The organism is Nitrospirillum viridazoti CBAmc, from assembly GCF_000730165.1.
In the GTDB taxonomy this organism is placed as follows: domain Bacteria; phylum Pseudomonadota; class Alphaproteobacteria; order Azospirillales; family Azospirillaceae; genus Nitrospirillum; species Nitrospirillum viridazoti.
In genome coordinates, this window is record NZ_CP022112.1 from 1,051,222 (window position 1) to 1,067,693 (window position 16,472).

The 16,472-nt window shown below is 71.9% G+C and carries 3 protein-coding genes; all 3 read left to right on the forward strand.

Translation table 11 applies throughout. The annotated features are described in order from the left end of the window. Positions 1-4: 4 nt before the first annotated feature. Genes Y958_RS26320 through Y958_RS26330 form a run of 3 tightly spaced genes read left to right on the forward strand, consistent with a single transcriptional unit; the run spans position 5 to position 16,446 of the window. The gene (locus tag Y958_RS26320) at positions 5-8,722 is read left to right on the forward strand and encodes a non-ribosomal peptide synthetase (protein ID WP_186291503.1); all 8,718 of its coding nucleotides are present in this window, start codon (positions 5-7) and stop codon (positions 8,720-8,722) included. Then, a complete protein-coding gene (locus tag Y958_RS26325) occupies positions 8,722-10,509 on the forward strand; it encodes a non-ribosomal peptide synthetase (RefSeq protein WP_088874832.1) in 1,788 nt (595 codons plus the stop codon). The genes Y958_RS26320 and Y958_RS26325 overlap by 1 nt, the downstream gene beginning before the upstream one ends. A gap of 36 nt (positions 10,510-10,545) precedes the next feature. After that, a complete protein-coding gene (locus Y958_RS26330; RefSeq protein ID WP_088874833.1) occupies positions 10,546-16,446 on the forward strand; it encodes a non-ribosomal peptide synthetase in 5,901 nt (1,966 codons plus the stop codon). Positions 16,447-16,472: the final 26 nt, after the last annotated feature.

Below are 16,472 nucleotides of genomic sequence, written 5' to 3' on the forward strand. Positions count from 1 at the left end.
TTCCATGACCACGACGCGCATCGCGCCGGATTGCCCATCCGACCACGCCCCGGCTTCAGCCTATCCCCTGGGGGAAGAGCAGCGCGCCCTTTGGGCGGCCTATCGCGCAGCACCGGAGGAGGCGGGCCATATCATGGCCTATGCCGGCACCCTATTGCCGGGTATGGACCTGACCTGCCTGGCCGCCGCCTTCACCCATGTCATCGCCGGGCATGAGACACTGGCCAGCGCCTATGGCGAGGACGCGGCCGGCACCCCGGTGATGCGGCCACTACGCACCGTCGCACCCGATGTGGCCGTCGTCACCAAGACCATCCCGGATGACGACATGTGCACGGCTTGGCTGGCAGCCCAGGCGGACACACCCTTGGATCTGGAGGCGGGCCAGGTCTGCCGCGTGCGGCTGCTGCGCGGCGCGGACGGCGATTATATCGTCGTGGCGGTGCATCACATCGCCGGTGATTTCCTGGCTATGGAATCCCTGACGGAACAGGTGATGCTGGCCTATGAGCGCCTGGTCCAGGGGCAGGCGCCGGTCCCCATCCCCGCCGGCCTGTACCGAGCCTGGCTGGACCGGCAGCGCGCCTCGCTCGCGGGGCCGCGCTGCCTGAAGCTGGAGGCCTTCTGGCGCGAGCTGCTGGCCGACCCGCCGGCGGCGCTGGACCTGCCGTCGGATGGCGGCGACGGCAGCGCCACGCATGAAGCCGAGATCGCCCTATCCCCCGAAACCACGGCGGCGCTGCGAGCCCTGGCGGAGCGGCTGGGCATCGGCCTCTTTCCGCTGCTGGCCACCCTTTACCACACATTCCTGGGGCACTGGAGCGGGCAGGACCGTTTTCTGATCGGCACGCCCGTGTCGGGGCGCATGGGGGCGGCCGACCACGACCTGATCGGCTGCACCCTGAACGTCCTGCCCTGGCCCGTGGATTTGCGGGGCAACCCCGCCTTCGCCGACTTGGCACGGCGAACCCAGGCCACCTTAATGGCCATGCTGCGCCACCACCGCCTGCCCCTGGCGCGCATCGCAGCGGCCATCGGCCGGGGCGGCGCCCTGTTCCAGCACATGACGACCTATGTGCCGGTGGGCGAACGCCGGCTGACAGGCCATTATATTCCCCGCCTGAGGTTCGCGACCCAGCGCGGGGCCGCCAACGATCTGAACCTGCGCTGGGTGGATGGCGGCGACCGCCTGACACTGCAATGGCGCCAGGACACCAGCCGCTACCGACCCGCCACCATCGCCCGCATGCAGCGGGGTTTCCTGGCGTTGGTGGACCAAGTGCTGGCGGCCCCCAATGCCCGCCTGTCCTCCTTACGCGCCCATGCCGAGGAAGACGCGGCGGTGCGGCACGGACCGGCGGCGACACCAGACACCGCCCTGGCCCTGTTCCATCGCCGTGTGGGCCAGGCGCCCGACGCCATCGCCGTCGAGCACGGCGCGGACAACGTGAGCTACGCCGCCCTGGACGCCCGCGCCGCGACGCTGGCCAGCCGGCTGGCCACCGCCGGCGTGACGCCGGGTGATACCGTCGGCCTGCACCTGCCGCGCGGCACCGACCTGGCCGTGGCGATGATCGCCGCGTGGAAGGCGGGGGCCGCCTACCTCTGCCTGGATCCTGCCCTGCCAGTCGCCCGCTTGGCCTTCATGGCCGCCGACGCCGACGTCCGCCTGATCGTGGGCGAGGACGCGCCGGCCGAGCTGCCGCAGCCCCGGCTGGCCTTGAACGGGCCGGAAGCCGGTGCAACACCACCTCCCCCGGCTGTGCCCACCCTGCCCGCTTACGTCATCTACACCTCCGGCTCCACCGGCGCGCCCAAGGGCGTGGTGGTGACGCAGGGCAACCTGGCCAACTACGCCCTGGGCGTGCTGGACGTGCTGGACCTGCCGCCGGAGTCCATCCTCGCCACCCTGGCCGCCGTCACCGCCGACCTGGGCTACACCGCCTGGTTCGGTGCCCTGCTGGGCGGGCACACCCTGCGCATCATCGACACCGCCCTGGCCGACGACCCGGACGCCCTGGCCCGCCACCTGGCCGAACGGCCGGTGGACGCGCTGAAGATCGTACCGTCGCACTTGGCGGCCCTGATGGCTGTCCCCCAGCCGGAACGCCTGCTGCCCCGCCGGCGCCTGGTGCTGGGGGGCGAAGCGCTGTCTGCCGACTTCGTGGCCCGAGTGCGCGCCCTGGCGCCCGGCTGCCGGGTGGTGAACCATTACGGCCCCACGGAAACCACAGTGGGCTGCCTGACCTGGACCGCCGACCATGCAGATGAGGACGGCGTTCCCGTAGGCCGGCCGCTGGCGGGCGTGCATGTTGCCGTGCTGGACCGCGATCTTCAGCCATTGCCCGTGGGCGTGCCCGGCGAGCTGGCGGTGGGCGGTGCGGGTGTTGCCAGCGGCTATCGCGGCCGGGCTGCCCTGACCGCCCAGCGCTTCGTGCCCGACCCGGCGATACCCGGCGGCCGGCTGTACCTGACGGGCGACCGGGTGGTGATGGGGGCGAACGGCGCCGTCCGCTTCCTGGGCCGTGCCGATGATCAGGTGAAGATCCGGGGCTTCCGCGTGGAACTGGGTGAGGTGGAGGCGCAATTGCGCCGCCTGCCCGGCGTGACGGAGGCGGCCGTGATCGCCCGCCCCGCCCCCGGTGGTGCCGGCTTGCGGCTGGTGGCCTTCATCACCGGCCGCGATTTGGCTGAACCCGCTGCGCTGCTGCGCACGCTGGCCGGCCAGGTGCCGGACGCCATGGTTCCCGCCACCCTCGCGGTGCTGCCGTCCCTGCCCCGCCTGCCCAACGGCAAGATCGATCGCGCCGCCCTGCCGGTGGACGCACCGCAGAACATGGCACAACCCACCACATCCACCGGTCTGTCGCCGATAGAGGCCGCTTTGAGCGCGCTGTGGGCGGAGGTGCTGGGCCGGCCCGCCGTGGCGATCACGGACGACTTCTTCGCCATCGGCGGCGATTCCATCCTGGCCTTGCAGGTCATCGCCAAGGCCCGGCCCCAGGGCCTGGCCCTGACGCCCAAGATGTTGTTCCAGAAGCGCACCGTCGCCGCCGTGGCGGCGGTCCTGGCCGCGACGCCACCCAAGGGAACCAGGAAGACGCCCCCGCCACCAACCGACCAGCCCTTCGCCCTGAGCGGCCTGGACGCCGATGCGCTGGCGGACCTGCGAGCCGACCGGCCGGACGTGACCGATGCCTATCCCCTGTCATCGCTGCAGCAGGGACTGCTGTTCCACAGCCTGATTGACCGGGAAAGCGGTGCCTACGTCAACCAGCTGGTGTTGGACGCCACCGGCCCCTTTGCCCCTGAGGCCTTCGCCCATGCCTGGCAGGCCGCCGTGGACGCCCACCCTATGCTGCGCACCGCCTTCCGCTGGGAAGGGCTGGACGCGCCGCTGCAGCTGGTGCAGTGCGCCGCGACGCTGCCCGTCACGCAGCATGACTGGCGGGGGTGGAACGAGGCGGCGCAGGAGGCGGCGCTGGCCGACTTCCTGGCCGCCGATCGGGCCCAAGGCTTTGTGCTGGAAGCGGCACCCTTGATGCGCCTGGCGGTGATGGATCGGGGTGAAGGCCGCTGGTGGCTGGTGTGGAGCCGCCATCATCTGGTGGTGGACGGCTGGTGCTCCGTCCTGCTGCTGGATGAGGTGCTGGAACGCTACCGCGCCCAACTGGCGGGGGAGGCGCCGGCACTGCCCCAACGCCGCCCCTTCCGCGATCATGTCGCCTGGCTGGTCCGCCGAGACGGCGCCGGGCCCCTGGCCTTCTGGGAGGATTTCCTGGCCGGTGTCCGGGACGCCACGCCCTTGCCCGTGCTGCGCCCCGCCCAGCCGGGGCCGGCCGCACCCCTGAACCGCACCCTGATGCTGGACCGGGCCGAGACGGGGCGTCTGACGGCCACCGCACGCGAGCTGGGTGTCACGCTGAACACCCTGGTGCAGGGCGCCTGGGGCCTGACCCTGGCAGCCCTGTCGGGGCGCGAGGATGTGGTGTTCGGCGTCACCTCCGCCGGGCGATCCATGGATCTCGACGGCGCCGAGACCATGCTGGGCGTCTTCATCACCACCCTGCCCCTGCGGGTGAAACCGGCGGCCGGCCGGCGCCTGGGCGACTACCTGCGCGCGGTGCAGGCCGACAACGTGGCCATGCGCGAGCATGAGCACGCGTCGCTGGCCGATATCCAGAAGCGCCTGGGCGTCGGGGCGCTGTTCGACACGCTGCTGGTCTTTCAGAACCTGCCCATGCTGGAGGGGCGCCGCCGTCGCTTGGGGACCCTGGATCTGCGCCAGCGGGAAAATGTGGAGCGCACGCACTATGGCCTGACGGTGGAGGTCTTCCCCGGCGAGGAACTGGGCGTGGCGCTGGACGCTGACGCCCGCCGCATCGACGATGCGACACTGGCCCGGGTGGCAGACGGCTTCCGCACCGCCCTGCTGGGCCTGGCGCGCGGCGCCAACACCCCCCTTAGTGCCATCCCCCGCTTAGGCGCGGCGGAGGCGGCGCTGCTACGCCGCTGGCGCACGACCCCGGCTGACTACGCCTTGGGGTCCGACTGGCTGACCCGGGTGGCCGACCGGGTGGTCCGCCATCCCGATCGTGTCGTGGCCCGCTGCGATGGCGCCAGCCTGACCTACCGGCAACTGTGGGACCGGTCGGAAAGCCTGGCGCGCGGCCTTGTGGCCGCCGGCCTGCGGCCGGACGGCGTCGTCGCCCTGTTGCTGCCCCGGGGGCTGGAACTGCTGACCCTGATGGTGGCGGTGCTGCGCGCCGGTGGCGCCTGGCTGCCGCTGGATCCGGCCCATCCGCCTGCGCGTTGGGCCCAGGTGACGGCTCAAGCCAAGGCCTTGCTGGTGAGGGACCTGGCCATCGCCTGCGATCTGCCGGCCCTGACGCCGGCCAACCTGCTGGACCGGGCGGAGGCGGGCGACCTGCCGACATCCCCGGCGGAGGGCCGCCAGCTGGCTTATGTGCTGTTCACCTCCGGCTCCACTGGCATACCCAAGGGGGTAATGGTCACCCGCGACGGCATGCTGAACAACATGCTGGCCAAGGTGGCGCCCCTGGGCCTGGGCGAAAGCGACGTCATCGCCCAGACGGCACCCGCCTGCTTCGACATTTCCGTCTGGCAGACGCTGATGGCGCCGCTGCTGGGCGCGGTGGTGGAGATCATTCCCGACGCCGTGGTCAAGGATCCGGACGCCCTGCTGCGCCGCCTGCGCACCACCGGCGTGACGGTGTTCGAGCCGGTGCCGTCGCTGATGCGCGCCCTGGTCGACATTGGTGGGACGGACGGCGGGGCCGTGCCCCTACCTACCTTGCGCTGGGTGTTGCCGACGGGGGAAGCGCTGCGCGCCGACGACGCGCGCGCCTGGTTCGCCGCCTATCCCCACATCCCGTTGATGAACGCCTACGGCCCGGCGGAATGCGCCGACGACGTGGCCTTCCACCCCCTGCGCCAGGCGCCGGAACCGGGCGCCGTCATCCCCATCGGCCGGCCCACCGCCAATGCCGACCTACGGGTGTTGGACGCCGACCTGTCACCAGCCCCCGTGGGAGCGGTGGGGGAGATCGTGATTGGTGGCGTCGGCGTGGGCCGGGGCTACAGCGGCGACCCACGCCGCACGGCAGTGGTCTTCGTGCCCGACCCCGATGGTCCGCCCGGCGCCCGCATCTACCGCACCGGCGACCTGGGCCGCTGGACGGGCGATGGCGTGCTGGAATGGGCCGGCCGCAAGGACTTCCAGGTCAAGGTCCGAGGCTTCCGCATCGAACCGGGGGAGGTCGAGGCCGTGCTGGAGCGCCACCCGGCCGTGTGCCGTGCCGCCGTGGTGGCGCGTGGCGACCGGCTGGTGGCCTATTGGCAGGCGGCCGGCGACGGGACGCCCGACGACCTGGCCCGCCACGCCGCCGCCCACCTGCCGCCCTATATGGTGCCGACGCGATGGGTATCCGTGACCACCTGGCCCCTGAACGCCAACGGCAAGCTGGACCGCCAGGCCCTGCCCGAGCCTGTCACCGACAACGGTGCTGGTGAGGAGCCGGCGACGGAGACGGAACAGCGGCTGGCCGCCCTGTGGCGGGAGCTGCTGCCCGGCGCCGCTGTCCACCGCGACAGCGACTTCTTCGCCCTCGGCGGCCATTCCCTGTTGGCCGCGCGCCTGGTGGCGCGGCTGCGGCGCATGGGCTGGGACCGGCTGGCCCTGCGTACGGTGTTCGAGGCGCCAGGCCTGTCCCACCTGGCAGCGCGGCTGGACGCGAACGACGTGGCAGAAGGGGTCGAGCCCATGCCCATCCTGGCGCCCGTGCCGCGCGGCGGCCCCCTGCCCCTGTCGCCGGCGCAGCAGCGCCTGTGGCTGGTCGACCGGCTGACAGGGGGCGATGCCGCCTACACCATGGCCGCCACCCTGGACCTGCACGGCGACCTGGACGCCCGGGCACTGGAAGGCGCGCTGAACGCCGTCATCGCCCGGCATGAGATCCTGCGCACCGCCTACCCCGAAAACGACGCCGATGAGGACGGGGAACCGATTGCCCGGCCAGCGGCGGCCCTGACGCTGTCGCTGGCCGTGGACGACCTGTCCCCCCTGCTGGCGGAAGAGCGGGAGGCCTGCGCCCTGGCCATACGGGAGGCGGAAATGGGCCGGCCCTTCGACCTGGCCCAGGGCCCACCCCTGCGCGCCCGACTGCTGCGCCTGGCACCGGGTCATCACCAGCTGATCTTCGCCATGCACCACATGGTGGCCGACGGCTGGTCCGTGGGGGTGCTGACCCGCGACCTGTCCACCGCCTATCGTGCCGCCCGGGCCGGTACGCCGCCGGACTGGCCGGCCCTGCCTGTGCAGTACGCCGACTATGCCGTGTGGCAGCGGGCCCTGCTGTCAGGGGAGGGCCTGCGGTCGCGTGTCGCCTTCTGGCGCGGCCACCTGGCCGGCGCCCCGACGCGACTGCGCCTGCCTACCAACCGGCCTCGGCCGCCGGTGGCACAGACGGCCGGCGGCGCCCTCCGCTTCATCGTGCCGCCGGATCTGCTGGGCCCCCTGGACGAGTGGGCACGGTCGCGCGGCGCCACCCTTTTCATGGCGCTGCTGGCCAGTTTCCAGTCCTTGCTGCACCAAGTGACGGGCGACGATGACCTGGTGGTGGGCACCGATACGGCCGGCCGCGCCGTACCGGAGGTGGAGGAGTTGATCGGCTTCTTCGTCAACGTGGTTCCCCTGCGGTCCCGCCACCGCGCGGGCATGAGCCCAGCCGACATGCTGGACCAGACACGACACACCGCGCTGGCCGCGTTCGAGCAGGATGCCCTGCCTTTCGACCGCATCGTCGAGGCGGTGGGTGTGCCCCGCGACCGCAGCCGCAACCCCCTGGTCCAGGCCCTGTTCGTCCTGCAAAACGTGCCGGAAAGCCGCTTCGATCTGCCGGGACTGACCGTCACCCAGTTGCCCGCCCTGGAACGGCGCAGCAAGTTCGACCTGGCCCTGTTCCTGGAACCCGGGGCGGACGGCATGGTGGCCGACTGGGTCTACGCCGCCGCCCTGCTCGATCCCGTCACCATCACCCGCTTCCACCATGGCTGGATCGCCCTGCTGCGCCAGGCGGTGGAGGCGCCGGACCAGCCCTTGCCCCTTTCGACCCTGCCCGCCAAAGCGCCCGAGGCATCACCCATGACCATCCCCGCCCGCCTGGCCCCCGCCCGCCTGGCCCCCAAGCCGGCCCATGAGGCCGTCCGCCAGTCCTTTCTGGCGGACGGCGGCGCCTTCCCCGTGATGTTGGAGCCGGTAACCAGCGGATTGGATCCCGCCGCCTGGGCGGCGGCCAACCGCCCCTTCATCGACGGACTGCTGGCCCGACATGCCGGCATCCTGTTCCGCGGCTTCGACCTGCCCGGCCCGCGGGCCTTCGAAGGGTTCGCCGAGGCCATGGAGCCCGGCGGCCTGTTCGGGGGCTATGGCGACCTGCCCAAGAAGGAAGGGGGGCGCAACACCTATCGCTCCACCCCTTATCCGGAACGGCAGATGATCCTGTTCCACAATGAAAGCGCCCATCTGGACCGCTGGCCGCGCAAGCAATGGTTCTTCGCCGAACAGGTGGCCCCCGTGGGCGGCTGCACCCCCATCGTGGACTGCCGGGAAATGCTGCGCCGCCTACCGTTGGACCTGGTAGCCGACCTGGAGCGGCGCGGCCTGCTGTACGTCCGCACCTTCACCCCGCGCCTGGATGTGGGCTGGCGCGACTTCTTCAAGACCGATGACCGCGAGGCGGTGACGGCCCGCTGTGCCGCCGGCGGCATCGACTGCCGCTGGCTGGACCCGGAGACGCCGCAGACCCGCAGCCGGGGGCCCGCCGTCATACGCCACCCCCTGACGGGGGAGCGCAGCTTCTTCAACCAAGTGCAGTTGCACCACCCCTATTGCCTGGAGGCCGATGTGCGTGAAGACCTGCTGGACCTGGTGGGCATCGACCGCCTGCCGCGCAACGTCCTCTATGGGGATGGCAGTCCCATCCCCGACGACGTTATGGCCCTGATCGGTGAGATGTACGAGGCCTGCGCCGTGCGCTTCGACTGGCGCAACGGCGACGTGGTGATGCTGGACAACATGCTGGCGGCCCATGCCCGCGACCCTTACCAGGGGCCGCGCCGCGTCGTCGTCGCCATGGGCGCCATGACGGACCGCGCCAGCTTGGACACCAGCAAAGCGGCCGGCGCGACGGAGGTGGCGTGATGACCAACCCTCCGCCCGTGCTGGATGAACGCGCCCGCCAGGCGCACGCGGCCCTGGACCGGCGGCAAGAGGCAATCGCCGTCCCCGGCGTGGTCGACCTGCTGCTGCGATGGTCCGGCGACCAGCCGGCGGCACCGGCACTGTCAGACGGCGAAGCCGTGTTGAGCTATGCCGAATTCCGCCGCCAGGTGGACCATCTGGCCCGTCATCTGCGCCAGGAGGGCGTGACGGCGGAACGGCGCGTGGCCCTGGTCATGCCGCGCGGGACGCCCCTGGTCCTCGCGCTGTGGGCGGTGCTGCGCGCCGGGGGCGCCTACGTCCCCATCGACCCCGCCTGGCCGGAGGCGCGGCGTAAGTCCACCCTGGCGGCCGCCCAGCCCCACCGGGTGATGACGGCGGCGGAAGTGGCCCATCTGCTGAACCAGCCGGCACCGGAGGCCGCTCTGCCGCTGCCGGACGGGCGGGACGCAGCCTATGTCATCTTCACCTCCGGTTCCACCGGCGCGCCCAAGGGCGTGGTGGTGGAACATGCCCAGCTGGCCGCCTATGTCGCCGCCGTCACCCAGGCCCTGGATTTGGCCGGCAACCGGCGCTTCGCCTTGTCCTCCACCGTCGCGGCCGACCTGGGCAACACTACCCTGTTCGGCGCGATGGCCGTCGGCGGCTGCCTGGTGGTGGCGGACGAGGCGGCCATGACCGATGGAACGGCCTTCGCCCGCTTCATCGCCAGACAGGACATCGACTGTCTGAAGATCGTGCCGTCGCACCTCGCGGCCCTGCTGGATACCGCCACCCCCCGTCTGCCCCGCACCCTGGTGCTGGGCGGGGAACGGGCAGCGGCCACGCTGCTGTCCACCATCCGGGCGCTGGACTCCGGGGTGCGCGTCTTCAACCACTACGGCCCCACGGAAACCACCGTGGGCGTGATGGTGCACGCCCTGGACGCGGGGGGGGCCATCCCGGACGGCCTGCCGCTGGACCGCGTGCTGGCCGGCAGCGTGGTGCGCCTGCTGGACGCCGCCGGACACCCCGTTCCGCTGGGGGCGGTGGGCGAAGTGCACATTGGCGGTGCCCAAGTCGGCCGGGGCTATCTCGACCGGCCGGACGACCCCGCGTTCATCGACGATCCGCTGGTCCCCGGCCAACGCCTCTACCGCACCGGCGACCTGGCCCGCCTGCTGCCCGAGGGCGGCCTGCGCCTGGTCGGCCGGGCGGATGACCAGGTCAAGGTCCGCGGCTTCCGCGTGGAACCGGCGGAGATCGAGGCGGCGGCCCTGGCCCAACCGGGCGTGCGGCAGGCGGCCGTGCGCCCCTGGGGGGAGGGCGCCGATCTGCGGCTGGTGTTGTACGTGACCGGCGGGGGGGATATCGACGCCCTGCGCGCCGCCCTGAAGCAACGCCTGCCCGACGCCCTTGTCCCCACCCACGTGATGGCGATGCCGGCCCTGCCCCGCCTGGGCAACGGCAAGGTGGACCGCAGCGCCTTGCCACCGCCCGAGGCAGCCCCCGCGACGGCGCCGGAAACCGCCGGGGATCCGCTGGAGATTATGGTGGCTGGCCTGGTGGCCGCGCTGCTGGAACGGGACGCGGTGGGGCGGACAGACAACCTGTTCGACCTGGGTTTCCATTCCCTGCTGGTCATCAAGCTGGTCGCCCGCCTGCGCCGACGCCTAGGCGTGGAGATCGCCCCCGCCCTGGTCTTCGACCACCCCACGGTGGCCGCCGTGGCGGACCAGCTGCGCACGCTGGGCGCCGACCCGGACGCCGCGCGACAGGCCGTGGCCTGACACCCCCTGCCCCATTTATTGATGGTCTAGATCCCCATGGCCCAGACGACCTTGGACATCGCCCAGCGCTTCGCCCAGTTGCCGCCGGAAAAGCGGCAGGCGTTCCTGGAGGCGCTGGCCGCCCGGGGAATGCCCTTCACCCGCCTGCCCATTCCCCCCCGCGGGGAAGGGGCGGCACCGGTGATGTCGGCGGCGCAGCGGCGGCTGTGGGCCCAAGCGCAGCTGGACTCCACCTCCACCGCCTACACCATGCCGGACGTCTTTCGCCTGCGCGGCACGCTGGACATCGCGGCGCTGCAAACGGCGCTGAACGGGCTGGTGATCCGCCACGCCATCCTGCGAACCATTTACCAGCCCGATGGCAATGGCGGCGCCTGGCCTGTGACATTACCGCCCAATGGCGTGACGCTGGGTCATACCGACCTGAGTAACCAGGCGGATGCCGAAACGGCAGCGTGGGCAGTGGTGGAGGACATTATCACTCGCCCCTTCGACCTGGCGGCCGAGGCGCCGCTGCGGGCCCATCTGCTGACCCTGGCGGCGGAGGAGCACTGGCTGGTGGTGGCGCTTCACCACATCGCAGCCGACGGCACCTCCCTGCCCCTGGCCATGGCTGATCTGGCGGCGGGATATGCGGCGGCGCGGCACGGCACGGCGCAAGCGGGACCGGCGACCCTGCAGTACGCCGATGCTGTCACTTGGCAAGCCCTGTGGCTGGAGGCGGGGGAGGCGGATCGTCAGCGGGCGTATTGGCACGCCCGGATGGCCGACGCGCCCCCGCCCTTGGCGCTGCCAGCGGATGGCGCCCGGGGTGGGGTGTCGGCGGAGGGGCAGATGGCCGGCGCGGAATGCGCCGTGACCCTGCCGCCGGCCCTGGCCGACGACCTCCGCCGCCTGGCGCGGGACCACGGGCACACACTGTTCACCGTGCTGCTTTCCGCCTACGCGCTGCTGCTGGCGCGCTTGGCGGGCCAAGACGAGGTGGTCGTCGGCATCCCCGCGGCCGGCCGCCGGCAGCGGGAGGCCGAGGGCCTGATCGGCTGTTTCGTGAACACCCTGCCGGTGCGTTTGCGCCTGGACGATCGCGCCGGCTTTTCCACCCTCATGCCCCAGGTGGCGGGGGCCGTGGCGGCAGCGCTGGACCACCAGGACCTGCCGTTGGAGGACATCGCCGTCCTGGCGCCCGCGCGCGACGGCCAGCCACTGGTGCAGGTCATGTTCGACCACGCCCCCGCCCCCCTGGGCGCGCTGGCCATGGACGGCATCGCGGTGGAGGTCTTGCCCCTACCCGTCCGCACCGCCAAGTTCGAGCTGGCGCTGGGCAGCGTGGAACAGGCGGATGGCGCCATCCTGGGCCGGCTGGCCTATCGTACGGCCCTGTTCACGGACAAGTCCGCGCAGCGGGTGGCGGAGCGCTGGCGGGCCCTGCTAACCCAGGCGGTGGCTTCACCCAACAAGCCCATCGGGACGTTGGACCCGCGCACCCCGGCGGAGACGGCGGCCATTGCCGCCTGGCACCGCGATCCCGCCTGGGCCCTGCCGCCACCCCCGGCCGTGCCGCTGCTGATCGCCCGCCATGCAGTGACCCGGCCGGACGCGCCCGCCGTGCTGTTCGGCGATAGCGTGCTGACCTTCGGCGCCCTGAACCGCCGCGCCAACCGCCTGGCCCGCCGCCTGCGCATCCTGGGCGCGGGGCCGGAGGTACGGGTCGGCGTCTGCCTCAACCGCACACCGGACCTGATCGTCACCCTGCTGGCGGTGATGAAGTCGGGCGCCGCCTTCGTGCCCCTGGACCCGGCTTATCCCCTGGAGCGGCTGCGCGCCATCCGTGAGGCCGCCGGCCTGGCGCTGATGGTGGGCGCCATACCGCTGGACGACCTGCCCACCCTGGCCGGTCCGAATGACGGCACGGACGGGGAGGATGACGGCGACCTGGGTTTGACACCCCACCCGCGCAGCCTCGCCTACATCATCCACACCTCCGGCTCCACCGGCGTGCCCAAGGGAGTGGCGGTGGAGCACGGGGCCCTGGCCATGCATTGCGTCGCCACCGCCGCCCTCTACGACATGACGGCCGGCAGCCGCGAGCTTCACTTCCTTTCCTTCACCTTCGACGGCGCGCATGAGCGCTGGATGACCGCCCTGACCCAGGGCGGCAGCCTGGTGTTGCGCGACGACAGTCTGTGGACGGCGGAGCAGACCTATGAGGCCATCCGCCGCCACGGCGTCACCCATGCCGGCTTCCCGCCCAAATATCTGCAGCAGCTGGCCGCCTGGGCAGAGACCCAGGGCGACCCGCCACCCGTCCACCTCTATTCCTTCGGGGGCGAGGCCATGCCGCGCGCGGGGCTGGAGCGATTGTTCGCCGCCCTGCGCCCCCGCCGCGCCATCAACGGCTATGGCCCCACGGAAACGGTGGTGACGCCCCTGGTGTGGAAGGGCGACGGCGCCAGCCTGCCCGACACGCCCTATGTCCCCATCGGCCGGCCGGTGGGCGACCGCGCCGCCCATGTCCTGGACGGCGACCTGCGGCCCGTGCCCATCGGCGCGGTGGGGGAACTGTGGATTGGCGGCAGCGGCCTGGCCCGGGGCTATGTCGGCCAGCCGGCCGCCACCGCGGCCCGTTTCATCCCCGACCCCTTCGGCGATCCCGGTGCCCGGCTATACCGCACCGGCGACCTGGCCCGCTGGCGCGAGGATGGCACGGTGGAATATCTGGGCCGCCGCGATACCCAGGTGAAGGTGCGGGGATTCCGTGTGGAGCCGGGGGAGATCGAGGCGCAGTTAATCGCCCAAGCCGGTATCCACCAGGCCGTGGTGGTGGCCGACGAGACGGGCGGCATCACCCGCCTGGTGGGCTATGTGGTGCCAGCTGCCGGCGCCGAAGTGGACGTGGCCGCCCTCACCGCGCGGCTGGCCCAGGTGCTGCCCACCCACATGGTGCCGGCCCGGCTGATATCCATTCCCATCCTGCCGGTAACCACGGCCGGCAAGCTGGACCGCGCCGCCCTACCTGCCCCACGGTGGGAGACGGACGGCCAGGTTGCCCCGCGTGACGCGCGAGAGGCGACACTGGCCCGCCTGTGGGCCGACGCGCTGGGGCAGGCGACGGTGGGTGTGACCGACAACTTCTTCGAGATCGGTGGCGATTCCATCCTGGCGCTGCAGATCGTGGCCCGCGCCCGGGCCCAGGGTCTGCGCTTCACGCCCAGGCAGCTGTTCGACCGCCAGACCATCGCGGCGCTGGCTCCGGTGGTTGAGGTGACTAGCGAGGTGGCGCAGGAGCTGCCCGTGCCGGACGGCCCCTCGCCCCTCACTCCGATCCAGGCCTGGTTCTTCGGCCAGCCCATCCCCCGTCGCCAGCGGTGGAACCAGTCGGTGCTGCTGGCCTGCGACAGGTTGCTGGACCGGGACACCCTGGCAGGCGCCATGGCGGCGCTGGGCCATCATCACGACGCCCTGCGCCTGCGCTTCCATCAGGACGCCGATGGCGCCTGGACGCAAAGCCACGCCGCCGAGGCAGGCATCGTCCTGGATGAGGGCACGGCGCAAACCGTGGCTGACGTCACCCGCCTGTGTGATGAGGCCCAGGACGGGCTGGACCTGGGGCAAGGCCCCCTGATGCGGGCCCGCCTGATTTGTCTGCCGGACGGCGCCCAGCGCCTGTTCCTGGTGGCGCACCATCTGGTGGTGGACGGCGTGTCCTGGCGCGTGCTGCTGGATGACCTGCGGGCGCTGACCACCGGCCCCTGCCTGGACCGGACCCTACCAGCCCGCACCGCCCCCTTCGCGGTGTGGGCGCGGCGGCTGGCCGAACTGGCCCAGGCGCCAGCGATACGGGCGCAATTGTCCTTCTGGCAGGCGGCACTGGACACGTCGCCGCTGCCGGTGGACCGGCCGGGCGCGCCCAATACCCGCCGCCACGCCGTCACCCGCACCCTGCGCCTGGATGCGGAGCGCACCCAGGCCCTGCTGACCACGGCCCCCGCCGCCTATCGCACCCGCATCGACGTATTGCTGCTGGCGGCCGTGGCCGAGGCGGTGCGACGGACCTGGAAGCGAGCGGCAGTCACCGTGCACCTGGAGGGACATGGGCGGGAGCCGCTGTTCCCCGAACTGGACCTGGAACGCACGGTGGGCTGGTTCACCAGCGTCTATCCCGTGCGGCTGCAGGCCGGCGACGGGTGGGACGGGACCGTGCGTCAGGTGAAGGAAGCCCTGCGCGCCGTACCGGACGGCGGCATCGGTTTCGGCCTGCTGCGCCATTTGGCCGACGATGCCGCGACGCGCGACGCGCTGGCGGCATCCGTGTCCCTGTCCTTCAATTACCTGGGCCAATTCGACGGGGTGATGCGCGACGGCCCCTGGCGCGCGGCGACCGAGGAGTGCGGCGGCGGCACCGACCCAGACGCCCCCCTGGGTGCCCTGCTGTCGGTGGATGGCCAGATCCTGGATGGAGTGCTGGCCCTGCATGTGCGCCACAGCACCGCCCTGTTCCGCCAGGACACGGCGGCGGCCTTCCTGGCGGCATACGAGGACGCGCTGGCCGGCGTTATCGACCATTGCCTGGCGAAAGGCGCCGGCCAGGTCACGCCGTCCGACTTCCCGCTGGTGAGCCTGACCCAGGCGCAGCTTGACGCCCTGCCGGTGCCGGCGCCCGACATCGCCGACATCCTGCCGGCCACGGCACTCCAGGCCAGCATGGCGCGGCACAGCCGCCTGTACCCGGACAGCGACGCCTACAGGGTGCAGGTCTGGGCCCTGATCGATGGGCTGGACCCGGCGCGCATGGCAACCGCATGGAAGGCCGTGATCGAGCGTTGCGACATCTTGCGGGCGGGCTTCGCCTGGCCGCAGGGGGAGGCTGAGCCGCCGGTGCTGGTCGTGCGCCGCACGGTGCGGTTGGAGGTCCTCTCTCCGGACTGGCGGGGCGAGGCCGACATCGACGTCGCCTGGAACACCCACCGGGATGCGGAGTGGCGCCGTGGTTTCGCGCTGGAGCAGGCGCCGCTGATGCGCCTGACCCTGGCGCGCACGGGGGCACGGCAGTACCGCTTCCTCTGGACCTGGCACCATGCGCTGCTGGACGGGTGGAGCATGTCGCGCCTGCTGGGTGATATCCTGCGGCTGTACGATGGAGAATCACCGCCCGCCCCCGCCGGCCGCCTGCGCGATGTGGCTGCTTGGAAACAGCGCCAGGACGCCGGCGCCGCCGAGGCCTTCTGGAATGCCGAGCTGGCGGCCCTGCCCGCACCAACCCGGCTGCGCGACCATCTGGTCCCGCCGGCCACAGCCGAAGCCAATGGCTCGGTGGAGCGCGAATTGGATGAAGACGCCGTGCGCCGGCTGAACGCGGCGGCGGCGCGGGAGCGGGTAACCCTGAATACCCTGGTGCAGGCCGGCTGGCTGCGGGTGCTGTCCCGGATGACGGGCCAACGCACCGTGGCCTTCGGCGCCACCATGTCGGGCCGCACCCTGGACGTCCCTGACATCGACAGCGTCATGGGCCTGCTGGCGGGCACCCTGCCCGTGGTCCACACGCTGACCGAAGGCGTGGCGGAGGGGAAGGACGCCGGCGACACCCTGCGCCGGCTGTTCGACCAGAACCTGCGATTACGCCAGTTCGAGCACGCTCCGCCGCCTGCCCTGCAATCCTGGAACGATCCGGCCGACGCCCCTTTCGACAGCACGCTGGTGTTCGAGAACTATCCGGTGGACGAGGCCTTGCGCCACGAGGTGCGCGGCGAGGTCAGCTTCAGCGACGTCAGCAACCGGGGCCGCCTCAGCTATCCCCTGGCCCTGGTGATCGTCCCCGGTGCGACCCTGGTGCTGCGCCTGGAATATTGCGGCCGGACGGTCGGGGCGGCGAATGCCAGTGCGCTGGTGGACGATTTGGCTACCGCAATCGTGCAGTTCTCAGCAAACTGCGGCGATTGAAGCAGTCGACCACTCCAGGGTGGCGA